Source organism: Jongsikchunia kroppenstedtii DSM 45133, from assembly GCF_000380485.1.
GTDB classification, from domain to species: domain Bacteria; phylum Actinomycetota; class Actinomycetes; order Mycobacteriales; family Mycobacteriaceae; genus Jongsikchunia; species Jongsikchunia kroppenstedtii.
Window position 1 is genome coordinate 20,460 of sequence record NZ_AQYG01000036.1, and the last position, 24,359, is coordinate 44,818.

The window sequence follows — 24,359 nt, forward strand, 5'->3', positions numbered from 1 at the left end:
CACGGGTCTGCGGCCGGATCGCATGCACGTCGATCTAGGTGACCTCGAACCCGAGCCGGCGGGCCGCGCGTGCCTTCTGCCGGCTGGCGCGCAGTCGCCGCAGGCGCTTGACCAGCATCGGGTCGGCGGCCAGCGCTTCGGGACGATCCACCAACGCGTTCAGCACCTGGTAATAGCGGGTCGCGGACATGTCGAAGAGCTCTTTGATGGCTTCTTCTTTGGCGCCCGCGTACTTCCACCACTGGCGCTCGAACGACAGCACATCGTGCTCGCGGCGGGTCAGACCGTCGGCACCCTTCTCATGAAGTCCAAGCTCCCCGCTTCCGGCCCCGTCGGCCGTCTGCCCGGTTTGCTTCTGGCTACGCGCAGCTGCGCCGTCCATCTCGCTCCCTATGACTTCGGTCCGTGAATACTGTCTCCCGACCAACTATGTTGCACCCGAATTACAACAGTGTGGTTCTTAAGCATCTAACCACGCAGACGAAGAATCTTCGGCGAGACGTGCCGAGTAATCTGTGCCGCATGGCAATTCTCCCGATTTGCATCGTCGGCGAACCGGTCCTGCATCAGCCCACCGAACCGGTCGCGCTCGACGCCGACGGCAAGCCGCCCGCCGATGTCGTCGCGCTGCTGGACGACATGTACGAAACGATGGACGCCGCACACGGTGTCGGGCTCGCCGCGAATCAGGTCGGGGTCGGCCGCCGCTTCTTCGTCTACGACTGCCCGGACGACGCGCTGGGCGAAAAGCGTCGCGGCGAGGTGATCAACCCGGTACTCGAGACCTCCGAGATTCCGGAGACGATGCCCGACCCCGACGACAACGATGAGGGCTGCCTGTCGGTGCCCGGCGAGCAGTTCGCCACCGGCCGCGCCACCTGGGCCCGGGTGACCGGCGTCGATCGCAATGGCACTCCGGTCGACATCTCCGGCAACGGTTTCTTCGCCCGGATGCTGCAGCACGAGACCGGCCATCTGGATGGCTTCTTGTATGTCGACGTGCTGGTCGGCCGCAATGCGCGCGCCGCCAAGAAGGCGATCAAGAAGAACGGATGGGGCGTGCCTGGCCTGAGCTGGTTGCCCGGCAGCGTGGCGGATCCGTTCGGGCACTTGGAGATCGATCACTGAGACATGGCGTCACAGCTGCCGCCGACGCGCGGCGATCGGGTCGTGGTGCGCTTCGCGCTCAACGAGCACACCGCCCACATCAGCGACCGCACAAGGGATCCGGCGGCGACGCTGTCCGACATCACCGGTCGACTGATCGCATCCACCGATGCCGCACTCACCGTGCAGCGCGGCGACGACGAGGTCGTCGTGCCCACCGAGTTCATCGTGTCGGTGCGCACGCTGTCCACGCGAACGGTGCGCAACTCGGATATCCGCTCGGTCGAACTGGCCGCCGCGCGCGGCTGGCCCGGGCGCGAACACGAGATCGCCGACGGTTGGATGCTGCGGGCCAGCTCCGGATTCACCGTCCGCGGCAGCTCGGCTGTGCCGGTGGGATCCGAGGCGCGCCTTGATGATTCCTCCGTCGCGGCCATCCGCTCCTGGTACGCCGAGCGTGATCTGCCGCCGTGGTTGATCGAGGTCGAGCGCCTGCTGCCGGTCACCGGTGCCGCGGTCTCGGAAATGCTCACCGCGTCGATCGACGAGCTGACATCGGGCCACGATCACACCGAGGTGACCATCTCCGCGCAACCCGACGAGCGCTGGCTCACCGCGCAACTGCGGGCGCGGCCCGGCGAATCGTCTCTCGCTGCGGCGCAGGACGAGGTCGAATCGGTCATCGGCACAGCATGTTTCGCCGCCCTCGGGGATTCGATCGGCCGCGGCACGATCACGGAGGACGCCCACGGCCGACCGTGGTTCGGCATCACCTCGCTGTGGACCGATGAACATGCCCGCGGCACCGGAGCCGGCCGCGCCATCGTGTCCGCGCTGACCGCCTGGGCCCGTGAGCAGGGCGCCGAGCACGCCTACATCCAGCTCGACGGCAAGAAGACGACGCAGCGCGACTGGTACCGCGGCCTCGGCTACGGCCTGCATCACCGCTTCGGCTACCGCCGGCTGTAGCCGTCGGCAGCGCCTGAATGGCTGGCGCGCCGGTCTCACGACGTGAAAGGATCTCTCCGTGAGACGACTCGGGTCGGCGCCGGCAGTAGTCGGCGTTGCGGCAGTCGTGTCCGGGATAGCTGTTTTCTGGCATATCAACCGCGCCCCGGTCGAGCCCTACTACGCCGCTGCGGCACACTCGATGGCTCGCAATTGGCACAACTTCTTCTTCGCCGCGGCCGACTGGAATGCGACGGTCTCCATCGACAAGCTGCCGGGTGGAGTGTGGCCGTCGGCCATCTGCTGCGCGATCTTCGGTACCCACACCTGGGCGATCGTGCTGCCGAATGCGCTGGCAGCGGTCGCCGCGGTCATCGCCATCTATTTTCCGATCCGCCGGATGGCAGGTCCGGCGGCAGGCGCAGTCGCCGCCGTGACTCTCGCGCTGATGCCGGTGCTGATCGCATTGGGCCGCGGCAACATTCCCGACATGCTGATGATCCTGCTGCTGATCCTCGCGCTCGGCGAAGTCACCGCCGCGGCGGAGGGGATGCGCATGCGCCTGCTGACGGCGGCAGTCCTCGTGGGACTGGCGTTCGAGGTCAAGATGCTGGCGGCCTGGCTGGTCCTGCCCGCGCTGGCGCTCGGTTACATGCTCCGCTCCGAACGCGGCTGGCGTGTCAAGATCGCCGATCTGGCGGCCGCGGGCGCCGTGACGGCGGTGGTCTCACTGATCTGGCCGGTGGTCGTAGGGCTGTTCCCGGCTGCGCACCGACCGCACGTGGACGGTACGAGTGACAACTCCGTGCTGTCACAGACCTTCTCCTACAACGGATTCAGCCGAACGGGTCACGACACACCGAATCACCTCCTCCAGCAACAGGGCCTTCCGCTCAACGTTCCGGCCGGCGCGCCAGGACTCGGCCGGTTGCTGCACGACGGCATGGGCCGGGAAGGCGCCTGGCTGCTGCCCCTCTGCGTACTCGTCGCGGTCGCCGGTGTCGCCGCCCGACGCGGCAGACCGCCGCACGATCCGTTGCGCGCCGGCTACCTCATGCTGTTGTCCTGGCTACTGATCTACTTCTTCGCCTTCAGCTTCCTGACCGAGATCAATCCGTACTACGTTGTGGCGCTGGCGCCGCCCGTCGCCGGCATCGTCGCGCTCGGCGCAGTCCAGCTATGGCAGATGCCGATGGGTCGACCGTTCGCGATCGCCGCCGTCGCTGTGATCGTGACGGCCGGATACGGAACCTGGCTGGCGTACTCGGGTCCGACCTGGACCCCTGTCGCCCTGACCGTGCTCAGCCTGGCGGCGATCGTCGCGCTCGGGCTGATCGTGCTGCGGTGGCGCCGCGCGACCCCGGTGGTGGTCGCCATGCTCGCGGTCGCGATGATGCCGTCGACCGTCGCCGCGGCAACACTCCCCGTCCGCGACGAGGGCGCGACCGACATCCCGCTGGAATCGCAGCAGCTGCGCCGTGAATTGACGTGGACCTTCCGAACCTCGGTGACCGACGCAGCGAAGTCGATTCCGGCATTGCGCAGGGCACAGCGTGGGGCGCCCTATTTGATGGCCAGCCAGTCGGCCGCGCTCGGGTCGGTGTTCGCGATCAATACCGATGCCGAGGTCTATCCGATCGGCGGTTACGACGGGCGCGGGGCCTCGCCGACGATGGATCAACTGAGAAGAGCCGTGGCCCAAGGAGAGTTCCACTTCGTGGTCGGCCTCAAGAACACCACCGATCCGCGCATGCTGTGGATCGACCGGGCCTGTCGACCCGAGCCGTCCACCGCCACCTGGGTCTCGATCCATGTGTGCACGAGCGCCTCAGCCCGAGTGCGCTGAGGACCGGATCGGGGCAGCCACCGGTTGGACGCGGACGTCCACTACGGTGGCTGCGTGCGAATCGCGACCTGGAACGTCAACTCCATCCGAGCCCGCGCCGAACGCGTGGTCGACTGGCTCGAGCGCGCCGATGTCGATGTGCTCGCCATCCAGGAGACCAAGTGCTCCGTCGACCAATTCCCCGAAATGGGGTTCGCCGCAGCAGGTTACGACGTCGAGCGGATCGGCTACAACCAGTGGAACGGAGTCGCGATCGTCTCTCGCGTGGGGATCGAGGATCTGCAGACCGGCTTCCCCGATCAACCGCGGTGGAACGACGCCGTCGAGGCCCGCGCGATCTCGGCGATCTGCGGCGGGGTCCGGGTCTGGAGTCTGTACGTGCCGAACGGCCGCGGGCTCGACGATCCGCACATGAGCTACAAGCTCGACTGGCTGGGGACGCTCAACGGCCATGCGCGACAATGGCTCGCCGATGATCCGTCCGCCCAGATCGTGTTGGCCGGCGACTGGAACATCGCGCCGACCGACGACGACGTCTGGAGCGTCGATTACTACGCCGACAAGTCGCATATCTCGGCGCCCGAGCGCGCCGCCTTCACCGATTTCCTCGATGCCGGCTATGCCGACGTGGTCCGCCCGCACGCCCCGGGACCGGGCGTCTACACCTACTGGGACTACACCCAGCTGCGCTTCCCGCGCAAAGAGGGCATGCGGATCGATTTCACGCTCTGCTCCCCCGCGCTCGCCGAGCGGGTGAGCGGCGCGCATATCGATCGCGAGGAGCGAAAAGGCAAGGGCGCCAGCGACCATGCCCCCGTCGTGATCGATATCGGTCCGTAGCGCCGTAGACGGCGATCAGATGGACGATCCGGCAAGGTTGGCGAAGTCTCGCCATGCCGGGCTTGTATGCGGGACTTCGCCATAACGCCGCCGGTCGTTCATCTGGCGCCGTCTACCGCCAGCGCGTCGGCGAGGAACTTTAGTCCGGCAACGACTTTCGCCCGCTCGGCGTCGTCTTCGATCGCCTCGAGCGCCTGCTCCAGCGTCTTGATCCGCCGCGAGGTGTTGCCGTTGATCATGTCGATACCGGTCTGGGTCGGGCTGAGCAGATACGCGCGTCCGTCCTCGGGATCGGCCGTCCGGACGACGTATCCCTCACGTTCCAGCGCTGCGACGACGCGGGACATCGTCGGCACCGCAACGTTTTCCTGCTCAGCCAGCTCGGACAGCCGCAGCGGAGCCCGTTGTACGAGCATCCACAGCGCCGACATCGAGCTCTGTGCCAGCGAACCGGAGCTGGTCAGCTGGCGCAGCGTTCGTTGAATGCGCACCAGGTTGTGGTACACATTCGCGGCCTGCGTGAGTTCCGTCGACGACGTCGTCACAGCCGTGCCCCGGTCGGGCCCGCCGCCGCGGCGACCTCACCCTGGACGTCCGGGCTGACATCGACCGTCTCCTCGACGATCTCGACGTCCGCGGCGTCGGCGGCGTCGGCGGTGGTCTCATCCGGGGTGTACGACTTCGGCGAGAAGTAGGACGCCAGCGCGGCGACCAGCATCATGACGCCGGCGGTGACGAACACGACCACGAGTCCGCTATGGAACGGGCCGGACATCAGGTGCGGGAAGAATTCCTGACCGGTCAGCGTGTGCGCGTCGACGCCCGGCTTGTTCAGCTCCGACGCCGGGATCAGCTGCTGCATCGGGTTGTAGCCAAGGAACGCGGCGAACAGCATGCCGACCGGCGGCAGGTTCGAGACGTTGTCGGCGACGCCGGCCGAGACACCATGCGAGACGAGCCCGTGATGCATCGCCGACGGCAGCGTGTTGGCCAGGCCGACCACCATGAGCGAGAAGAACAGGCCGATGGAGATGGCCGAACCCGAGTTGAAGAAGGTCGCCCGCATGCCGGACGCCGCGCCGCGCTGCTGCGCCGGCACGCTCGACATGATCATCGCCGTGTTGGGCGACGAGAACAGGCCCGAGCCGACGCCGCTGAGCAGGATCAGCAGCGCGAACAGCCAGTACGGGAAGTTCACCGGGATCAGCACCAGCGCGATGAAGGTCGCACCGACCAGCAGCGCACCGCCGGTGGCGAACCACCGGGCGCCGTAGTGATCCGAGAGCCAGCCGGCGATGGGGCCGGCGACCAGGAAGCCGATGGTCAGCGGCACCAGGAAGATGCCCGCCCACAGCGGCGTGGACTCGTAGCTGTAGCCGTGCAGCGGCAGCCAGATTCCCTGCAGCCAGATGATCAGCATGAACTGCATGCCGCCGCGGCCGATCGAGGCCATCCAGCTGGCCAGGTTGCCCAGGCCGAAGGCGCGGTTCTTGAACAGTTCGAGGTGGAAGATCGGGTCCTTCACCTTGGTCTCGACGATGCAGAAGGCGATCAGCAGGACGAAGCCGCCGATCAGGCCGGACAGCACCCAGGGGTTGGTCCAGCCGGTGTTCGATCCGCCGTAGGGCTGGATGCCGTAGGTGACGGCGGTGAGCAGCACGATGAGGCCGACCGCGAATGTCAGGGTGCCGATCCAGTCGATCTTGCCGGGGACCTTCTCGCCGGTCTCCTTGAGCGAGGTGATCGACCAGATGGCGCCGACGATGCCGAACGGAACGCTGACCCAGAAGACCGCGCGCCAGTCCCACTCGGAGAGCACGCCGCCCAGGACCAGACCCAGGAACGATCCGGCGATCGCCGCAACCATGTTGACGCCCAACGCCATACCGCGCTGCTTGACGGGGAAGGCGTCGGTCAGGATCGCGGTCGAGTTGGCCATCAGCATCGCGCCGCCGACGCCCTGCACCACGCGCAACGCGATCATGTAGATCGCGCCCGGGCCGCCCTGGAACGGGTCGAACGACAGCAGCACCGCGGCGACGGTGAACACCACGAATCCGAGGTTGTAGGTGCGGACGCGGCCGATCATGTCGCCGAGCCGGCCGAACGGCACCACCAGCACCGCGCTGACCAGCATGAAGCCCATCAGCATCCACAGCAGGTAGCTGACATTGCCCGGCGACAGCGGGTTGAGGTCGATCCCTTTGAAGATCGCGGGCAGGGAGATCAACACGATCGACGAGTTGATCGTCACCAGCAGCATGCCGAGCGTGGTGTTGGACAACGCCAACCACTTGTACTTGGGATGCTCGACCCCGATCTGCACCCGGGAGGACATCATGCGCGTGAACCGCCTTAGGAATTAGTTAGCAACTAGCAACCAAAACCTTAGTTGCCTGCTGTTAACTAATCAATCCGGCATCCCGCCTAGCGAGCCATCTCACACCGCGAGGGCCGCATACCTCGGGTTCGCTCGTAGAAACTGCTGCGTGAACGTGCAGACGGGGTCGACCTTGCGACCCGAGCCTGCGGCGAAGTCGAGCGCACCCTGGACCAGGCGACCGGCCAACCCGTGCCCGGTGTACTCGTCGTACAGCACGGTATGCAGCACGGTCATCACCGGTTCACCGCCGGCCTCACCGAGCTGATAGCCCAGGACACCGACGAGGTCACCCGCCACATACAGCTCGAATCGGTCGCGCTCACCGTTGTGCACGACCTCCGACAACTGCTGCAACAACGAGTCCGCAGAACGCGGCGGCGCCGCCTTCTTCCGCCGAACCTGCACTACGAACTCCCGAGGTATCTCAATGTGACCTCCCTCACAGTACCCAAGGCTAAACATCTCCTCGACTGGATTCGCCAAGTCGTCACCCGGACTCCCCCGAGTCGTCACTCGCGGGACTACTCTTGGAGGCGCCCGATCGGCGGGCAAAAATTTCACATCCAACGGGGGCTCTCACGATCCGAGGGCTGAGATGGCGGCTGGCGGCCGGCGACCGTATGAACCTGACCGGGTAATTCCGGCGTAGGGAGGAAAATCATGAGCACACGTGCGTCCGCAGCAACCCGGGTCGAGGGTGTCACCACCGGACCCATCCAGGGCAGCCACAAGGTCTACGTCGACGGCGTTCCGTTCCGCCGCGTCGAGCTCACCAACGGCGAACACCTCGACCTCTACGACACGTCCGGTGTGTACACCGACTCCGAGGCCACGATCGATCTCGACGCAGGTCTCGCGAAGACCCGGGCCGAATGGCACAAACCCGACCCGATCGACGGCGCCAGCACTCAATTGGCTTGGGCGCGAGCGGGAATCATCACCGACGAGATGAAGTACATCGCGATCCGCGAGGGTGTATCGCCGGAGCTGGTGCGCGACGAGGTCGCCGCCGGTCGCGCGGTCATCCCGGCCAACCACAACCATCCCGAATCCGAGCCGATGATCATCGGCAAGGCGTTCGCCGTGAAGGTCAACGCCAACATCGGCAACTCAGCGGTGACCTCGTCGATCGCCGAAGAGGTCGAAAAGATGGTCTGGGCCACCCGCTGGGGCGCCGACACCATCATGGATCTGTCCACCGGCAAGGACATTCACGAGACACGCGAATGGATCATGCGCAACTCGCCGGTGCCCGTCGGCACGGTGCCGATGTATCAGGCGCTCGAGAAGGTCAACGGCGACCCGACCAGGCTGACGTGGGAGATCTACCGCGACACCGTGATCGAGCAGGCCGAACAGGGCGTCGACTACATGACCGTGCACGCCGGCGTGCTGCTGCGCTATGTGCCGCTCACCGCCAAGCGGGTCACCGGCATCGTCTCGCGCGGCGGCTCGATCATGGCCGCATGGTGCCTGGCTCATCACCAGGAATCGTTCCTGTACACCAACTTCCGCGAACTCTGCGAGATCTTCCGCAAGTACGACATCACCTTCTCCCTCGGCGACGGCCTGCGTCCGGGCTCGATCGCCGACGCCAACGACGAGGCGCAGTTCGCCGAGCTGACCACCCTCGGCGAGCTGACGAAGATCGCGAAATCCTATGGCGTGCAGGTGATGATCGAGGGCCCCGGCCACGTGCCGATGCACAAGATCGTCGAGAACGTGCGGCTCGAGGAAGAGCTGTGCGAGGAGGCGCCGTTCTACACGCTCGGCCCGCTGGCCACCGATATCGCGCCCGCCTACGACCACATCACCTCGGCGATCGGCGCCGCGATGATCGCGCAGGCCGGTACCGCAATGCTCTGCTACGTCACCCCGAAAGAGCATCTCGGCCTGCCCAACCGCGACGACGTGAAGGTCGGCGTGATCACCTACAAGATCGCCGCCCACTCGGCCGACCTCGCCAAGGGACATCCGCACGCCCAGGATCGCGACAACGCATTGTCCAAGGCGCGCTTCGAGTTCCGCTGGGTCGACCAGTTCAATCTGGCGCTCGATCCGGACACCGCCCGGGAGTACCACGACGAGACGATGCCCGCCGAGCCGGCGAAGACCGCACACTTCTGCTCGATGTGCGGACCGAAGTTCTGCTCGATGCGGATCTCCGCCGACGTCCGCCAGTACGCCGAGGAGAACGACCTGGTCACCCAGGCGGATATCGACCGCAAGATCGAGGCCGAGATGGCCGAGAAGTCGGCCGAATTCGTCGCCGCCGGAAAGAACGTCTACCTGTCACTGACCGAAGTATCGGCCCACTCGTGAGGCCGCTGCCGGCACCCGCACCGGGAATCGCCCCGGCGCGGGTGCTGACGATCGCGGGGTCCGACTCTGGCGGCGGTGCCGGCATTCAGGCCGACCTGCGCACCTTTGCGCTGGCCGGGGTGCACGGCTGCGTGGCGGTGACGGCGGTGACCGTGCAGAACTCGGTGGGGGTCAGCGGTTTTCACGAGGTCCCGGCCGAGACGGTCGCCGCGCAGATGCACAGCGTCGTCGGCGACATCGGGGTCGGCGCGGCGAAGACCGGCATGCTGGCGTCGGCCGCGATCATCACCTCGGTCGCGGACGCGTGCACCGAACTCGGCATCGGCGATCGCATTCCGCTGGTCGTCGACCCGGTCGCCGCGTCGATGCACGGCGACCCGCTGATGACCGAAGACGCCATGGACGCGTTGCGGCAACGATTGATTCCGCTGGCCACCGTCGTCACGCCGAATCTCGACGAGGTGCGCCTGCTCACCGGCATCGACGTGGTCGACGAGGCCACCCAGCGCGACGCGGCCAAGGCCCTGCACGCAATGGGCGCGCGGTGGGCGCTGGTCAAGGGCGGGCACCTGCGATCGAGCGCACAGAGTCCGGACCTGCTCCACGACGGCACCGATTTCCTCGAGTATCGGACCGAACGCATTCCGACCGGCCACGACCATGGCGCCGGTGACACCCTCGCGGCCGCCATGGTTTCGGCCTTGGCGCATGGCTATTCGGTTCCCGAGGCTGTCGCGTTCGCGAAGGATTGGGTCACACGCTGCGTGGCCGCGGCGTATCCGCTGGGTGCCGGTCACGGACCGGTCAGCGCCTTCTGGCGGCTATCGACCGCGACTGATTCTTAATTTGACTCTTGCGAACGATCCCGCACAATCGAACTCTCGGGGGTCGCAATATCGACGGAGTTCACTTGCTGCAGATCGACAATCTGACAAAGCGTTACGGCCAGCTCACGGCGCTGGATGATGTCTCGTTCTCCGTCGGCGACGGGGAGATCTTCGGTTTCGTGGGCGCCAACGGCGCCGGCAAGACCACCACCATGCGCATCATCCTGGGGGTGCTGGCACCCGATTCCGGACGCGTCACCGTCGACTATGTGCCGATCGATCTGACCATGCGCCGGCGCATCGGTTACATGCCGGAGGAACGCGGGCTGTACCCGAAGATGAAGGTCGGCGAGCAGCTGCGTTATCTCGCCCGGCTGCACGGACTCTCGAGTGCCGAGGCCGAGGCGTCGGTGACGCGGTGGTGCTCCCGGCTGCAGATCTCGGAGCGGCTGAACGACCCGGTATCGGACCTGTCGCTCGGCAATCAGCAACGCGTTCAGCTGGCCGCCGCGCTCGTGCCCGATCCCGCGATCCTGGTCCTCGACGAGCCCTTCTCCGGTCTCGACCCGCTTGCCGTCGACGTGATGAGCACCGTGCTGCGCGACAAGGCCCGGACGGGGACTCCGGTGATCTTCTCCAGCCATCAGCTCGAACTCGTCGAACGACTCAGCGACCGCGTCGGCATCATCGCCGGCGGCCGGATGCGCGCCGTCGGCACCGTCGCGGAGCTGCAGGCGCTGGGCCGGCGACGAATCACGATCACGGCCCCGCATGTGCCACCCGGTTGGCTCTCGACGCTGCCCGGTGTCCACGAGCTCAGCGTGGACGGCGACACCCGGGTGCTGGAGCTCAGCGACGATGCCGATAGTCAGAAGATCCTGAGCCGGGCGATCGGCTTCGGCCCGGTCACCGAGTTCACGCCGAGCCGGCCGTCACTCGCCGAACTGTTCAAAGAGGTGGTCTCCCAATGAATTCCGTCTGGCTCATCGCCTGGCGCGAGATCACCACGCGATCGCGCACCCGCGCCTTCCTGATCAGCAATGCGATCATGCTCATCGTGCTGGTCGCCGGCCTGATCGTGGTATCGATCTTCGTCGGCCGCTCGAGCACGTCGACCGACAAGATCGGCCTCGTCGGCACGGCCAGCAGCTACAGCGCCGCCATCACCTCGACGGCCGCCGCGGCCGGCGACCACGTGCGGACCGAGCAGGTGCCGGACGTGGCAACCGCCCGCGACCTGGTCACGCACGGGAAGCTAGACGCCGCCCTGACCGCCGACCGGCAGGTGATCGTCAAGAACGACCTCTCCGACTCGCTGCGCCAGGTCCTCACCTCGGCGGTGTCGCAGAAGGCATTGGCCGACAATCTTCGGTCGCACCGGCTGACGCTGCAGCAGGTCGCGCCGCGTGCCGACCAGGTGTCGCTGACGGTCACCGAGACCAAGCCCAAGGACGATGAGTACTGGCAGCGCTTTGTTCTCGCGCTCGCCGGATCGGTGCTGCTGTTCATCGGTGTCACCCAGTTCGCCGCGGCGGTCGGCGTCGGCGTCGTGGAGGAGAAGGCGACCCGCGTCGTCGAGATCCTGCTCGCCGCGGTCAAGCCGCTGCATCTGTTGTGGGGCAAGATCCTCGGCGTCGGGCTGTTGGGGCTGGCGCAGGTGACGGTGATGGCGGCGGCCGGGCTGATCACCGCGTCGGCGACCGGCCTGCTCACGCTGCCCTGGACGGCCGGCGGCATGCTCGCGGCCACCCTGGTGTGGTTCCTGCTCGGCTACACGTTCTTCTCGACGCTCTATGCCGCGGGCGGCTCGATGGTGTCGCGGCAGGAGGAGATCAACTCCACCACCACACCGATTCTGGTGCTGCTGATGGCCACCGGCTACCTCGCCTTCTTCGGCACCAGCAACCTCGACAGCTCGTTCTACAAAACGATGAGCTGGATCCCGCCGTTCTCGTCGACGCTGATGCCGATGCAGATCGCGGCCGGGAACGTGTCGATCCTGCAAGTGATCGGCAGCGCGCTCGTCATGGCGGCGGCGTGCGCGATCGCCGCCTGGGTGGCCGCGCGGATCTACGCGCATTCGGTGCTGCGCGTCGGCGCCCGGGTGTCCTGGGGCGAGGCCCTGCGGCTGCGCCGCTAGCCTCGACGGCCGGCGGACGCCCTGTCAGGCATCCCGCCGGTCGGTGACGACGACCGCGACGACCAGCAGCACCACCGCGACGCCCGCGAAATAGGCCAGCGACACATAGGGATTCCAATGGAACCGGTCGTTGCCCGCGGTGCCGACGAAATGCGATCCGTTGGCGAACGGCAGGAACGGATAGATCTTGTCGCCGACCTTCGGGATGATCTGCACGATCGACTCGAAGACCAACGACCAGACCAGGACGATCACGATCGCACCGGCGGTCTGCCGCACCAGCGCCCCGACGGCGATGCCGATGACCATCGTGATGAAGCTGTATACCGGTACGCCCCAATACAATCGGATCGCATCGCTGCCGCCGAGCGCGACGGCCGGCCGGTTGTGACCGGCGAGCGCATAGCCGATCACCAACGACAGCGTCACCAGCACCGCGGACACCACGAACGCCACCCCGCCGTAGACCAGTGTCTTGGCGGTCAGCACACGCCCGCGGCGCGGCACCGCCTGGAATGTCGTCCGGATGGTCCCGAAGCGGTACTCACTGGTGACGGCGAGAACCGCCATCACCATCAGCACGATCGAGCCGAAACCCGTGAGCCCGAGGGCGATCGTGAAGGCGTCCAGGCCGTCGTCCGAGGTCCCCGGCCGTCCGGCCACCACGCCGATCAGCACCGCGAGCCCGATCGAGAACACCGCGACGATGCCGAGGCACCAGTACGGCGACCGGGTCGACGTCAGCTTGATCCATTCCGAATGCACGGCCCGCAGCATCACCGCATACCTCCCGGCATTCCGGCCGGCACCGCGGCGGCGCCGCCCTGATATTCCACCGAACCGGCGGTCATGGCCATGAACGCTTCCTCCAAGGACGCCTGTTTGCTGGACAATTCGTGCAGGGTGATCGAGTTCTTGGCGGCGATCTCGCCGATCGGTGCCGACTCGGCATCGTCGACAACCAGGACCGGCTCGGGTCCCGGTTCGATCCGCGTCTGGAACCCGGCGCGCTGCACCGCATCGGAGAGCGCCTGCAGCTGCGGACTGCGCGCCCGCACCGACCTGCGGGCGCTCGACGTGATCTGGTCGACCGTCGCGTCGGCGATCAACCGTCCCTGCCCGATCACCACCAGATGATCCGCGGTCAAAGCCATTTCGGAGAGCAGATGCGAGGACACGAGCACCGTTCGCCCCTGCGCCGCCAGCGCCCGGATGAAGTTACGGGCCCAGACGATGCCCTCGGGATCGAGCCCGTTCACCGGCTCGTCGAACAGCAGTACCCCCGGATCGCCGAGCAGCGCGCCGGCGATGCCCAGCCGCTGCGACATGCCGAGCGAGAACTGTCCGGCGCGCTTGCCGGCCACGGAGGACAGGCCGACCATCGCCAGCACCTCGTCGACCCGCCGGGCAGGAATGCCGTTGGACGCCGCCATCCAGCGCAGATGCGAACGCGCGCTGCGATTGGGGTGCACCCACTTGGCATCCAGCAACCCGCCGACCTGCCGCAGTGGATCCTGCAGCTGCACGTACGGCACGCCGTTCACGGTCGCCACGCCGGACGTCGGATTATCCAGTCCCAGAATCATTCTCATCGTGGTCGACTTACCCGCGCCGTTCGGTCCGAGGAAGCCGGTCACAATTCCCGGCCGGACGGTGAACGTCAGATTGTCGACGGCACGCGTCGGCCCGTACACCTTGGTGAGGCCCTGCACAGTGATCACGTCGGCCAGTGTGCCAGGAATCGGACACCGCGGTCGGATGACGTCCGTCGAACGCAGGAATCGGCGAGTGCCGGAATCAGGCGATCGGCGGCGACGACGCCTGGCCCCAGAACCGCCTCGGGATGCGTCCGGCCAGGTAGGCCTGACGACCCGCGGTCACCGCCGACGCCATCGCCGACGCCATCAGCTCGGGATCGTCGGCCCGGGTCATCGCCGATGCCAGCAGCACCCCGGCGCAGCCCAGCTCCATGGCCAATGCCGCATCGCTGGCGGTGCCGATGCCGGCATCCAGGATCACCGGCACGCCCGCGGCCGACACGATCATCTCGATGTTGTGCGGGTTGCAGATGCCCAGACCGGTGCCGATCGGCGCACCCAACGGCATCACCGCGGCGCATCCGGCGTCCTCCAGCCGACGCGCGAGGATCGGGTCGTCCGAGGTGTACGGCAGCACCGTGAACCCGTCGTCCACCAGTTGTATTGCCGCATCGAGCAATTCGACCGGATCCGGCAGCAAGGTGCGGTCGTCGCCGATCACCTCGAGCTTGATCAGACTGGTGCCCAAGGCCTCCCGCGCCAGCTGCGCGGTCAGCACAGCCTCCGCCGCGCCATGGCAGCCGGCGGTGTTGGGCAGCACCGCGATCTCCAACCGCCGCAGCACATCCAGCACGCCGGTCCCCGCGGTCGCGTCGACCCGGCGCATCGCGACCGTGGTGAGCTCGGTCCCGGACGCGACGAGCGCGCGCTCGAGAACCGCGAGGTTGCTGAAGCCGCCGGTACCCGCGATCAGCCGGGACGTCAGGTCGACGTCCCCGATCTGCAGGGCGTCGTCGTGCCCGTCAGCCACCCTGCACCGCCGTCAGCACCTCGATCTCGGCGCCGGCCGGCAGCGGCGAATCCCATTGCGACCGTGGGTGAACCATGTTGTCGACGGCGACGGCGATCCCGTCTTCGCCGAGCCCAAGGTCGGCCAGCAACGCCGAGGTCGTGTAGCCCTGCGGCACGGCGCGATCCTCGCCGTTGACGGTCACTTCGATGGTCATGCTGTCCCTCCTTGATATCGACGCCGCGGGTCCAGCTCCGGCGCGGCCTCGGCGCCGTCAAACAGTTCTCGTATCAGCTCGCCGGTGAGCGCGGCGAGCGCGAATCCGTTGCGGCCATGCCCGGTTGCGGCCACCACTCGATCGTCGAGCGCGCCGATCAACGGCAGCCCGTCCGCGGTGCCGGGACGGAAACCGGCCTGGATGCCGGCCAGTCGATATTCGCGCAGACCGGGCAGCACCGTCATCGCGTCGGTCAGCAGATCGACGACGCCGCCGACCTGCGGCTGCGGATCGCCGGCGTCCCCGTCGTACGAGGTGGCCCCGACGACGACCCCGTCCGCACGCGGCACCAGGTACACCGGCCGGCCGTTCACGAGCGCCCGCACCACGCAGGTCGGCGGCGGCAACGCGTACCGGCCGCGCGACAGGCGCAGCACCTCGCCCTTCACCGGGTGGATCCCCAGCCCTGGCCAGAGCGCCTCGGACCCGCAGCCCGCCGCCAGGACGACCCGATCGGCATCGACGGCCCCGAGATCGTCGACCCGTCGCCGCACGATCGGCACCGCGGCTTCTTCGAGACACCGCCGCAGGGCGTCGATGACCAGCGAATTATCTACCGCTCGTTCGCCTTTGACGACGACTCCACCACGGATCCGCGGCCCGGCGCCGGGGACCAGGCGACGAGCGGCGGCAGCGCCGACGACCTCGAGCGTCCCGCTCCGCTCGGCGACCCAGTCGGCGACCGTCCCGAGGTGCTCGATATCGGCCGTGTCGGTGCCGACCAGCACCGTGTCGTCGGCGGTCACCACCTCCGAGCCGAGCCGCCGCAGCTGACGATCCCAGGCGTCGGCACCCCGGCGCAGCAGACTCCACAGGGCGTCTTCGCCCGTGCGTGCCTCGCCCACCGCGGCCAGCATGCCCCCGGCCACCGACGATGCCGGCGGCATCGGGTCACCCGTCGCGTCATCGAAAACCGTGACCCGCCTACCGGATTCGGACAGGGCGAGAGCACAGCTGAGTCCGATGACTCCCCCACCGACAACGGCGACGTGCACTCGCAGCACTCCTTCCTTCGCCGGCATGACCCGGATCAGGTATTGGCGGTCAGGACGTTCTGCCTCGACTCTCGTGCAGCGCCGGTGCATCCTCGCTTGAGGCGTCCACTCTCAGCCCGGCCTCCGGGCTCCCGCGTGTGTCTGTTCAGTCTACTGCCGCAGCTTGGCGAGCTCGGCCTCGACCATGGCTTCGTGTTCTTCCTCGGCACGCTTGGCCCGACGCGGGCTCCAGTAGCCGGTGAGCAGCCAGATCAGTGGGATGAACACGATCTGTCCGCCGACGGCCACCCAGTAGTAGCTTTGCCACTGCTTGGGTGAATCCTTCTTGGCCTGCTGGGCATCCTTGAGGATCTTCATATCCGATGCCGGGATCTGGCCCAGGGCCTTGAGGTCATCGGCGGCAGCTGTCACCGCCTTGCCGTTCTGCTGGATCGCGGCCATGTCCGCGGGCGGGATCGTGGCCAGATCACGCAGGCGTGCCGTGGCATCCTCGGGAGAGATCCCCAGCTTGGCGACGGCCTGCTGCACCGCGCGCATGCCGGCGGCCGGATCACCGGTGCCCGCCGCGGCGAGTGTGGCCGGGTCGACCGCCTGTGCGACTGCGAGGGCGGGTGCGTGCGCGGTGCCGACGGTCATCACGACGGTCACCGCCGCCGGTGCGACGCCGCTGACCTCGCTGATCGCCTTCACCTGGGTGGCCGGATCATTCGGGTTCGTCGTCAGCGCTGCGGTGGTCGCCGGGTCCATCTTCGCGGCCGCCGCTAACGGTGCGGCGTACTGCTGCGCGAGTTCCTGGGCCGCCGGGCCTTTCTCGACCAGTGTCGAGACGGTGCTCACGATGTGCGGGGCGATGAACACCGATACCGCGATGACGATCCGGATCACCAGTCCCCAGATCGCCAGGCCCGTCGCGGTCAGTGCCGGGTTCCGCTTCTCCACGGTCTCGGTGAAGCTCGCCATCCACGGCGCGTACGCGATGCCCAGGAAGATGGCCAGCAGCACCAGCAGCACCACGAAGTGGTTGTAGCTGGTCTCGGGATGGGTGGCGCGCGTGAGGAACAGGATCGTCATCACGATCGCGCCGATCGCGCCGACCACCATGAACGGTTTGCGCACCCGCAGCTTGTCCGACAAGAACCCGATCAGCAGCAGCGCCGCGGCATCGAACGCCCATACCCAGTTACCCAACGCGTTCGCCTTGGACTGGCTGAACCCGAAGATCGTCTGGAAGTAGACCGGGAAAAAGCCCACCGCGATGTAGTAGATGATCAAGAACACGCTGATCGCGAACGCCGACAGCACGATATCGGCCTTGAGCATCTGCCGGAACGGATGCTTGAGCGTCGCCTCGACATCGATACCGGCCGCACGCGCCTCGATCAACGCCCGGTCACGTTCGCTGACCTGCAACTGGTCGCGCAACTCGGGGGCGAGTTCACGCAGGAACACCGCAGACAGTGCGGCGATCACCAGGCCCACGATGCCGGCGGCGACGTAGTGGTTATGCCACGGCGTGGAATTGCCGGTGCTACTGATCTGGATGCTCACCACCAACGACCCGAGCACGGGACCCAACGTCCAAAACCCCATCGCCGATGCCCGGCCCAGCTGCGGGCTGAAGTCACGGATCAACGCCGGCGTCGCGACCAGGATGATGCCCTCCACCAAACCGATCGCGGCGAACAGGACCGCGAACCCGATCTTGGTGTCCCACACCGGGATCAACAAACACATCACCCCGACCAGGACCAACCCGATCGTGATGATGTTGACCCGGCCGACTTTGTCGGCGACCCCGGTCACGAACGAGGCCACCGCACCCAGGATGTACCCGACGACCGCGATATTGACGTAATAGACGAACGACATGTTGTAGTCGACGAGAATGCCGTTCGTGCCATGCGTACCCGCGGCGACCGCACCAGCCAGATAGAACTGGTAATACAGAACGATCGTGGCCACAACCACGATCCCCAGACAAAGATATCGGCGACCGGTATTCGGAAACGCGGTCAACTCGGTACGCCGAGGCGCACGAGAAACGGCTGCAGTTGTCATGGTGGGGCCCCCTTGAGTGTTACCGAAATCACATCGATATTCGTAGGCTAACCCCAGGTGAGACACACTAAGTAACTGTTTCACCAAATTGAGACCGGGTCCCGTAATCGGGACCCGGTCTCAATGAAAAAGCTACTGATCAGGCGGCGACTGCGACGTCAGAGTCATCCGAATCCAGCTCGGGCTCGACGACGTAACCATGCTTGGCGCGCAGCTTGTCGGTCAGATTCACCCGGCGGATGTCGTTGTCGTACAGGGCCAGGACGCACGGGTTCATCACCCGGAACCACAGCGGCGGCATGAGCGCCAGCAGCACCATCTGCGCATAGCCGCCCGGGAGGATCGACGCCTCGTCGGTGAGCTCGAGCGCCTGGTAGCGGCGGCCCGGATGGACGTGATGATCGCTGTGCCGCTGCAGGTTGAAGATGCCCAGGCCGGTGACGATCTTGCCGGCATTCCAGGCGTGCTTCTGGGTGCAGCGTTCATAGCGGCCGTCCGGCCGGCGATCGCGCAGCTGGCCGTAGTGCTCGATGTAGTTGATGCACTCGAGGAAGGCGACGGCGATGAACGCCTGGCCCAGCATGTACGGCAGCAACTGCCAGCCGAACACCGCGATCAGGGCGCCGTAGATCACCAGACTCAGCAGCCAGCCCTGCACGATGTCGTTGCGCAGGCCCCAGGTCCGCTTGCCCTTGCGGCCCAGACGCTCGCGCTCGGCTTCGGCGGCGAACTTGAATTCGCCGATCGCCGCGCGCCAGAAGAAGCGGTAGTAGCTCTCGCCGTAACGGGCGCTGACCGGGTCGGCCGGCGTCGCGACCTTCACGTGATGACCCCAGTTGTGCTCGGAGTAGAAGTGCGAATACAGCACGACCGACAGCGCGAGCTTGGCCATGAAGCTCTCGAACTTGCCGGGCCGATGCCGCAACTCGTGCGCGACATTGATGGCGAATCCGCCCATGATGCCGATCGTGACCATCAGGCCGAGCTTGTCGGCCAGGCTCAGCGCCGACTGGCCCCACATGAATCCGGCGACCGCGAAGGTGATGATCTGCAGCGGCACGAATCCACAGGTGAAGACGCGATAGATGTTGCGCTTGGACAGCGCCTTGATCTCTTCCTTGGTGTACGTGTCGGCCCACTCACCCGAGATCGACTCGATTCCGGCAGCCACGATCACCAGCATCACGCCGGCCCACCAGAAGATGTGCATTCCCGTCACCGCGACGAGCGCCGAAGGCAGCATGCCGAACAGAGCGGTCAGCATCCCCAGCCCTGACAGCATCGCCGCATACGCGCCCCGTGGCGTCGACCTGCGCCGCTTATTAAGGGTGAACATTCAAAAATCCTAAGCTTGTGTCGCAACACCAGTCACAGCAGTAACAAAGGTTGTCATTCAAAGACACGTGTAACCGTGACCTCGCTGAGATGGATCAACCCCCGAAAACTTAGGCAATGCTAATTCAGTTGACCCACTTCTGGGTAGCCCCTACGAAGACTTTGAGATTGCCAATGGTATGCACAAAACCGCAAGGCGCATGTACCGCTGGTCGGGACGTTTTTTCGGACCGCTTCGAGCGGTCACGTCGCCGGAAGCGTGGGCGGAATCACGTCCCTGGGAAGCCGGCCGGCAACGGTGCCGGATAGTCGACAGTGAACGTGGGCCCGGGATCAAGGCCGCGCAGGACGGCACTGAGCCACGCCACCGCCGGCGGCCACGACGCGATCGCGTTCGCTACGTGCTCGACCATCGGAATCGTGTAGTAGCGCAGATCGGCGCCCGCTCGCTGATACTTATGCACCACCGGAAGGATCGTCGAGGTCGGGATCAGTTCATCCCAGAGCCCGTTTGCCCACAGCAGCGGGATGTCAGGGATCTTCTGACCGAAAGAATTCTCCGCCATCACCTTTCGCACCTGAGGATCGTTGACCCCCAGCGAGCCCTGGGCGTAGTAGGCGCTGATCGGGCGGTACATACCGGTCAGCGCCTCGCTGTAGACACAACGGTGCTGCATGTCCGCCACGATCTGTTGGCCGGCGCTGTTCAGCAATCGCCTCGGGTCCAACTCCTGGGGGTATTCCCGGCCCATTGCCGTGATCGCCGGCCAGAGGACGAAGCTACTGATTCCCGTTACACCCGGCTCGGGCCTTGCCGCGTAGTCCACCAGTGCCGGCAGGTTCGCCGGCACCCCACCGAACGCCGCCGCCCGGATCTGGACATCCGGCGCATACGTCTTGCGTTCTTCGGCGGTATGCAGTGTTCCCGCTCCCCCGCCGGAGAACCCGTACAGCCCGATTCCGGAGTCGGTGAGGCCGAGTGATCGGTCGTTCTTCATCGCGCGCAGGCTGTCGAGAACCATGTAGCCCTCGTCCTTCGTGATCCACGTATTGAACTTGCCGTCGAAGTCCGGGACGTTGATCGCGAAGCCCTGCTCGAGCCAGTACTGAAGCTCCGCAATCTCTTTGAAGGTTCCCGCCTGCAACGTATGCGACGGGTTGCAGGACGAGTCGGTGGAGTCGATCGCCTCTTGATAGGAGATCACCGGGCGCGGGCTCCCGATCCACGGAATCCCCGGGACGATGACCGTCGTCGCAGTCGCGATCGGCTGCATGTGGACGTTGTTCGACCGATACAACAGCTGCTTGCTGAACACCGGCACCGGGATGCCCAGCAGTCGAGTCTGCACGACCCGAGTGCGAATGATCGTGCCGGGCTTCAGTTTCGCCAGATTCGGCGGATCGGCATACCACGGATCGCGGTCGGGTGAGGGCACCGGCAGCGCATGGTAGATGTCGGGCTCGCTCGGCAACTGCGGGAGCTGATTCTGATCGGACGGGAATGTCGGCGGAAACCCTGGCTGGGCTTCTGCCAGAGCCGGATTGGCCACGATCAGGATCGCGCACAGGGTCACGACCACCCCAGCGGCCCAGCGTTTCAGGTGACTCATATCAGCTCTCCTAGATGGATCGTGCTCGAAGCACTACGGCCGGTACAGCGGGACGAGTCGGCACCGCGGCCACACCGATGACGGCACGAGCCAGGGTTCCCGGCAGGCGGCGATGGTCAGACATTGTCGGCTCCGGACGCGGCCAGTTCGGCCAGTCCTGGCCGCGAGATCTTCCGGTGGTGGTGCGAGGCAGCTCGTCGACGAAATGGACGTCGCGCGGAACTTTGTATCGTGCAAGATGTTCGCGGACATACTGTTTCACGTCATCGACCGAGATGTCGGCGGCCTCCGGCACCACGAACGCGGCCAGTCGCTGCCCGAAGTCGTCATCCGGAACTCCGATAACCGCCGCCTCGGCAATGGCGTCGTGTGTATAGAGCAGGTCCTCGATTTCGCCGGGAAACACGTTCTCACCGCCGGACACGATCATGTCGTCGTCGCGGCCGTCGATGAACAGCCGGCCGCCGTCGTCCCAGTGGCCGATATCGCCGGTACTCATCAACCCGTCGATCATCTTCTTGCCACCGCCGCCCGAGTAGCCCTGGAATGCAATGGAATTCCCGACATACACCGTGCCCTTCCGGCCCGGCCGGGAGACGAGGTGGCGGTTGTCGGCGTAGAGGCGCACGGTGATGCCGATCGGCGGACGGCCCACTGTCCCGGGCGCGGCGATCCAATCCTCCGGCGTCGCGATGGTCGCGGTGCCGGTCTCGGTGCACCCGTAGAAGTTGTACAGAACCGGCCCGAATTGCTCGATGACGGCGGTCCCGAGTGCGGGCGGCAACGCCGCGCCCGCCGAGAAGACGATGCGCAGACTGCTGGTGCGATACCGCGCAATCTCCTCGGAGCCGAGGCCGATGATGCGCCGCAGCATGGTCGGCACGACGACCATCGCCGTGACGCCGTGCTCCTCGATCTGCGCCAGCGCCCGTGGCGCATCGAAGCGACCGTGGAGGATATTGGTGCAGCCGAGCGTGAGAGACAGAATGAACTGGGAGAGCGCGGTCCCGTGGAACAGCGGCGCACAGAGCAGGGTCGTCCCTCCGGGACGGAGCGGAACTCGGTCGAAGAACTGCGCGGCGGCGAGGGGCGACTGCACTCGCCGGGGCACTCCCTTGGGCGTGCCGGTGGTTCCGCCGGTCAGGATCACGAAGCCACCCTGGCGGGGCGGGATCACCGAACCGGTCCACTGCAACGTCGAGGTATCGATGCTCAGTCGCCGGACTGAGCCCGGGAGCCTTCTTGCCGCAGAGCGGAACTCGTCATCGGCCACAATCGCGTCGAGGCCCTCGCGTGCCGCGACGTCCGCCAGCTGGGCGCCGGCGAACCCGGTGTTCATCAGCACCAACCGGGCGCCCATTTTGGCCACGGCCACCATCGCCTCGACCAATCCCACGTGGTCGCGACACAGCACCCCGATCGTGGAATCAGCGGTGAGACCGAGGTCCATCCAGGACCGCGCCAACGCATCGGTCGAGCGGTGCAGTTCCCGATACGTCAGCAATCGCTCGTCGTCCACGACTGCGAGACGGTCCGGAAAACGCTTGGCCGACAGTCGGACCGACCCGGCGATCGGGCCGAACCGGCGGGTGCTGCGAGCGGCGTACCAGAGCAGATCCGGGCGCCGCAGATCGATCAGACCGGCGTCGTGGAGAACCCCGACTTGGCGCACAGTGGTGACGGCCGCGGCCGCGATCTGACTCAGCGACACGATCAGGTCCCCGGGAAGCCGGCCGGCAGCGGCGCGGGGTAGTCGAGCATGAATCTCGGACCGGGCGGCAGACCGCGCAGCACGGCGCTGATCCATGCCTGGGCAGGCAGCCAGTCGACCGCCGCGTTCGTCACATGCTCGGGCAGCGGCGCGGTGATGAAGCGTAGATCCGCGCCCGCATCCCGGTACTTGTGCGCGGTCGGGACGACCACCGACGGCGGGATCAGTTCGTCCCAGATCCCGTGGAACCACAGCAGCGGCGAGTCGGGAATGTGGTTGTACAGACTGATCTCTCGCAAGACCTTCATCACCGATGGGGTCTTCTCCAGGCTCATGCCCGGCTTGTAGTACTCATCGATCGGCCGCCACATGCCGGTCATCGCGGCGGTGTACACACACCGACTCTGCAGGTCCGCGACGATCTGCTGCCCCGCCGGCGTCAGCAGCTTCTTCGGATCGAATGCGTCCGGGTACTCCCGGGACAGGCCGGCGAAGCCCAACCACATGGTGAAGTTGCTGATCCCTGTCACGCCCGGCTGCTGCGTCGTCGCGTACTTCGCCTCGGCGACCAGGTCGGCCGGCGTGCCACCGAATGCGGTGCCCAACAAGCGAATGTCCGGCGCGTAGCTCTTGCGCAGTCCGGCCGCCCGGATCGAACCGGATCCACCGCCGGAGTAGCCGTAGAGCGCGAACCCGGAATCATGCATGCCCAGGGACCTGTCGTTCTTGATCGCTCGCAGGCTGTCGAGGACCATCTTGCCCTCGTCCCAGGTGTTGAACGTGTTGAACTCACCGTCGAAGTCGGGAACGTTGACCGCGAAACCCTGTGCCAGCCAATAGATCGCGAGCGATGCCTCTTTGAACGTGCCCACCTGCAGGGTATGCGACGGGTTGCAGGCCGAGTTGGTGGAATCGATCGCCTCCTGGAACGAGACCACCGGCCGCGGGCTGCCGGACCAGGGAATGCCGGGCACCACAACCGATGTCGCGGTCGCGATCGGTTGTCCGTGCACGTTCTCCGACCGATACAGCAACTGCTTGGTGTACACCGGGAACGGGATCCCGACGATCCGCGTCTGCACCTCACGGCTGCGGATGATCTGGCCCGGTTTGTATGCGGCCACGTTCGCCGGCGCCCGGTACCACTGGTCCTGATCGGGAGTCGGAATCGGCAACATCCGATAGATGTCGGGTTCGCGCGGCAATTGCGGCAGCTGATTCTGATTCGGCGGGAATCCCGGCGGAAACCCAGGATCGGCCCACGCCGCAGTCGGATTGATCGCGATGAGCACGCTGCACACCGCCAGCACCAGCCCAGCCAGAGCCCGCTTCGTCGTCATTCCCAGCCTTCCGCGTTTTAAGTGGTACCGGGAGTACAGCACAAGCTCTTGTTTTGAACAAGAGCTCTTTTTC

Annotated in this window: 22 protein-coding genes and 2 riboswitches; of the genes, 8 read left to right on the forward strand and 14 right to left on the reverse strand. The window is 66.2% G+C overall.

Annotated elements, in window-relative coordinates; all coding sequences use genetic code 11:
* Positions 1 to 34 precede the first annotated feature (34 nt).
* Positions 35 to 382, reverse strand: coding sequence for a nucleoid-associated protein NapA (gene napA / locus G341_RS0103245; protein ID WP_018177672.1), 348 nt, complete (start codon positions 380 to 382; stop codon positions 35 to 37).
* A gap of 140 nt (positions 383 to 522) precedes the next feature.
* Between napA and G341_RS0103250 the strand changes: the two genes are divergently transcribed.
* From G341_RS0103250 to G341_RS0103265, 4 genes are read left to right on the forward strand one after another with little or no spacing between them, the layout of a single operon-like run.
* Complete coding sequence (locus G341_RS0103250; RefSeq protein WP_018177673.1) at positions 523 to 1,128, forward strand: peptide deformylase; 606 nt, start codon at positions 523 to 525, stop codon at positions 1,126 to 1,128.
* Between the two features lie 3 nt (positions 1,129 to 1,131).
* Positions 1,132 to 2,076, forward strand: coding sequence for a GNAT family N-acetyltransferase (locus G341_RS0103255; protein WP_018177674.1), 945 nt, complete (start codon positions 1,132 to 1,134; stop codon positions 2,074 to 2,076).
* Positions 2,077 to 2,134: 58 nt separating this feature from the next.
* On the forward strand, positions 2,135 to 3,901 hold the full coding sequence (locus G341_RS22875) for an ArnT family glycosyltransferase (protein WP_155826752.1): 1,767 nt from the start codon (positions 2,135 to 2,137) through the stop codon (positions 3,899 to 3,901).
* A 54-nt stretch (positions 3,902 to 3,955) separates the two neighbouring features.
* Positions 3,956 to 4,741 carry an exodeoxyribonuclease III gene (locus tag G341_RS0103265; protein WP_026303195.1) on the forward strand — a complete coding sequence of 262 codons (786 nt, stop codon included), beginning with the start codon at positions 3,956 to 3,958 and terminating at the stop codon, positions 4,739 to 4,741.
* Positions 4,742 to 4,839: 98 nt separating this feature from the next.
* Here the strand turns inward: G341_RS0103265 and G341_RS0103270 are convergent, their stop codons facing one another.
* The 3 genes from G341_RS0103270 to G341_RS0103280 form a co-directional block, all read right to left on the reverse strand.
* A complete protein-coding gene (locus tag G341_RS0103270; RefSeq protein ID WP_018177677.1) occupies positions 4,840 to 5,286 on the reverse strand; it encodes a MarR family winged helix-turn-helix transcriptional regulator in 447 nt (148 codons plus the stop codon).
* The gene (locus tag G341_RS0103275) at positions 5,283 to 7,082 is read right to left on the reverse strand and encodes an MFS transporter (protein ID WP_018177678.1); all 1,800 of its coding nucleotides are present in this window, start codon (positions 7,080 to 7,082) and stop codon (positions 5,283 to 5,285) included. Before G341_RS0103275 ends, G341_RS0103270 begins: the two co-directional genes overlap by 4 nt.
* A gap of 99 nt (positions 7,083 to 7,181) precedes the next feature.
* A complete protein-coding gene (locus G341_RS0103280) occupies positions 7,182 to 7,529 on the reverse strand; it encodes a GNAT family N-acetyltransferase (RefSeq protein WP_018177679.1) in 348 nt (115 codons plus the stop codon).
* A 151-nt stretch (positions 7,530 to 7,680) separates the two neighbouring features.
* Positions 7,681 to 7,793, forward strand: a riboswitch (TPP riboswitch).
* Here G341_RS0103280 and thiC point away from each other — a divergent pair.
* The 4 genes from thiC to G341_RS0103300 all read left to right on the forward strand — a co-directional run bounded on the left by thiC (position 7,785) and on the right by G341_RS0103300 (position 12,413).
* On the forward strand, positions 7,785 to 9,446 hold the full coding sequence (gene thiC, locus G341_RS0103285; RefSeq protein ID WP_018177680.1) for a phosphomethylpyrimidine synthase ThiC: 1,662 nt from the start codon (positions 7,785 to 7,787) through the stop codon (positions 9,444 to 9,446). It overlaps the preceding riboswitch by 9 nt.
* Positions 9,443 to 10,291, forward strand: a complete 849-nt coding sequence (gene thiD / locus G341_RS0103290; RefSeq protein ID WP_018177681.1) for a bifunctional hydroxymethylpyrimidine kinase/phosphomethylpyrimidine kinase — start codon at positions 9,443 to 9,445, stop codon at positions 10,289 to 10,291. Before thiC ends, thiD begins: the two co-directional genes overlap by 4 nt.
* A 65-nt stretch (positions 10,292 to 10,356) precedes the next feature.
* A complete protein-coding gene (locus G341_RS0103295) occupies positions 10,357 to 11,244 on the forward strand; it encodes an ABC transporter ATP-binding protein (RefSeq protein ID WP_018177682.1) in 888 nt (295 codons plus the stop codon).
* The gene (locus tag G341_RS0103300) at positions 11,241 to 12,413 is read left to right on the forward strand and encodes an ABC transporter permease (protein WP_018177683.1); all 1,173 of its coding nucleotides are present in this window, start codon (positions 11,241 to 11,243) and stop codon (positions 12,411 to 12,413) included. Before G341_RS0103295 ends, G341_RS0103300 begins: the two co-directional genes overlap by 4 nt.
* 24 nt (positions 12,414 to 12,437) lie before the next feature.
* Here the strand turns inward: G341_RS0103300 and G341_RS0103305 are convergent, their stop codons facing one another.
* The 10 genes from G341_RS0103305 to G341_RS0103350 form a co-directional block, all read right to left on the reverse strand.
* Positions 12,438 to 13,190 (reverse strand): ABC transporter permease, encoded by a 753-nt coding sequence (locus tag G341_RS0103305; RefSeq protein WP_018177684.1) that lies wholly within the window; start codon positions 13,188 to 13,190, stop codon positions 12,438 to 12,440.
* Positions 13,190 to 14,134 (reverse strand): ABC transporter ATP-binding protein, encoded by a 945-nt coding sequence (locus tag G341_RS0103310; RefSeq protein WP_018177685.1) that lies wholly within the window; start codon positions 14,132 to 14,134, stop codon positions 13,190 to 13,192. Before G341_RS0103310 ends, G341_RS0103305 begins: the two co-directional genes overlap by 1 nt.
* Before the next feature lie 76 nt (positions 14,135 to 14,210).
* Entirely contained in the window at positions 14,211 to 14,981 is a 771-nt protein-coding gene (gene thiG / locus G341_RS0103315) for a thiazole synthase (protein ID WP_018177686.1), read from the reverse strand.
* Positions 14,974 to 15,177, reverse strand: a complete 204-nt coding sequence (gene thiS, locus G341_RS0103320) for a sulfur carrier protein ThiS (protein ID WP_018177687.1) — start codon at positions 15,175 to 15,177, stop codon at positions 14,974 to 14,976. The genes thiG and thiS overlap by 8 nt, the downstream gene beginning before the upstream one ends.
* Positions 15,174 to 16,259 (reverse strand): FAD-dependent oxidoreductase, encoded by a 1,086-nt coding sequence (locus G341_RS0103325; protein ID WP_043450437.1) that lies wholly within the window; start codon positions 16,257 to 16,259, stop codon positions 15,174 to 15,176. Before G341_RS0103325 ends, thiS begins: the two co-directional genes overlap by 4 nt.
* Positions 16,227 to 16,377: riboswitch (TPP riboswitch) on the reverse strand. Its footprint overlaps the gene before it by 33 nt.
* 5 nt (positions 16,378 to 16,382) lie before the next feature.
* Entirely contained in the window at positions 16,383 to 18,194 is a 1,812-nt protein-coding gene (locus tag G341_RS0103330) for an MFS transporter (protein WP_018177689.1), read from the reverse strand.
* A 235-nt stretch (positions 18,195 to 18,429) separates the two neighbouring features.
* Positions 18,430 to 19,626, reverse strand: a complete 1,197-nt coding sequence (locus tag G341_RS20850; protein WP_081622403.1) for an alkane 1-monooxygenase — start codon at positions 19,624 to 19,626, stop codon at positions 18,430 to 18,432.
* A gap of 268 nt (positions 19,627 to 19,894) precedes the next feature.
* Complete coding sequence (locus tag G341_RS0103340) at positions 19,895 to 21,235, reverse strand: lipase family protein (RefSeq protein ID WP_026303198.1); 1,341 nt, start codon at positions 21,233 to 21,235, stop codon at positions 19,895 to 19,897.
* A gap of 10 nt (positions 21,236 to 21,245) precedes the next feature.
* A complete protein-coding gene (locus G341_RS20855; RefSeq protein ID WP_018177692.1) occupies positions 21,246 to 23,042 on the reverse strand; it encodes an AMP-binding protein in 1,797 nt (598 codons plus the stop codon).
* On the reverse strand, positions 22,949 to 24,286 hold the full coding sequence (locus G341_RS0103350) for a lipase family protein (protein ID WP_043450440.1): 1,338 nt from the start codon (positions 24,284 to 24,286) through the stop codon (positions 22,949 to 22,951). The genes G341_RS20855 and G341_RS0103350 overlap by 94 nt, the downstream gene beginning before the upstream one ends.
* Positions 24,287 to 24,359: the final 73 nt, after the last annotated feature.

Coding starts and splice junctions, on each gene's coding strand:
- G341_RS0103325 (WP_043450437.1), bottom strand. CDS start 16,259: ATGCCGGCGAAGGAAGGAGTGCTGCGAGTGCACGTCGCCGTTGTCGGT.
- G341_RS0103305 (WP_018177684.1), bottom strand. CDS start 13,190: ATGCTGCGGGCCGTGCATTCGGAATGGATCAAGCTGACGTCGACCCGG.
- G341_RS0103340 (WP_026303198.1), bottom strand. CDS start 21,235: ATGAGTCACCTGAAACGCTGGGCCGCTGGGGTGGTCGTGACCCTGTGC.
- G341_RS0103350 (WP_043450440.1), bottom strand. CDS start 24,286: ATGACGACGAAGCGGGCTCTGGCTGGGCTGGTGCTGGCGGTGTGCAGC.
- G341_RS0103250 (WP_018177673.1), top strand. CDS start 523: ATGGCAATTCTCCCGATTTGCATCGTCGGCGAACCGGTCCTGCATCAG.
- napA (WP_018177672.1), bottom strand. CDS start 382: ATGGACGGCGCAGCTGCGCGTAGCCAGAAGCAAACCGGGCAGACGGCC.
- thiS (WP_018177687.1), bottom strand. CDS start 15,177: ATGACCATCGAAGTGACCGTCAACGGCGAGGATCGCGCCGTGCCGCAG.
- thiC (WP_018177680.1), top strand. CDS start 7,785: ATGAGCACACGTGCGTCCGCAGCAACCCGGGTCGAGGGTGTCACCACC.
- G341_RS0103255 (WP_018177674.1), top strand. CDS start 1,132: ATGGCGTCACAGCTGCCGCCGACGCGCGGCGATCGGGTCGTGGTGCGC.
- G341_RS20855 (WP_018177692.1), bottom strand. CDS start 23,042: ATGGATCAGCGCCGTGCTGCGCGGTCTGCCGCCCGGTCCGAGATTCAT.
- G341_RS20850 (WP_081622403.1), bottom strand. CDS start 19,626: ATGTTCACCCTTAATAAGCGGCGCAGGTCGACGCCACGGGGCGCGTAT.
- G341_RS0103275 (WP_018177678.1), bottom strand. CDS start 7,082: ATGATGTCCTCCCGGGTGCAGATCGGGGTCGAGCATCCCAAGTACAAG.
- G341_RS0103300 (WP_018177683.1), top strand. CDS start 11,241: ATGAATTCCGTCTGGCTCATCGCCTGGCGCGAGATCACCACGCGATCG.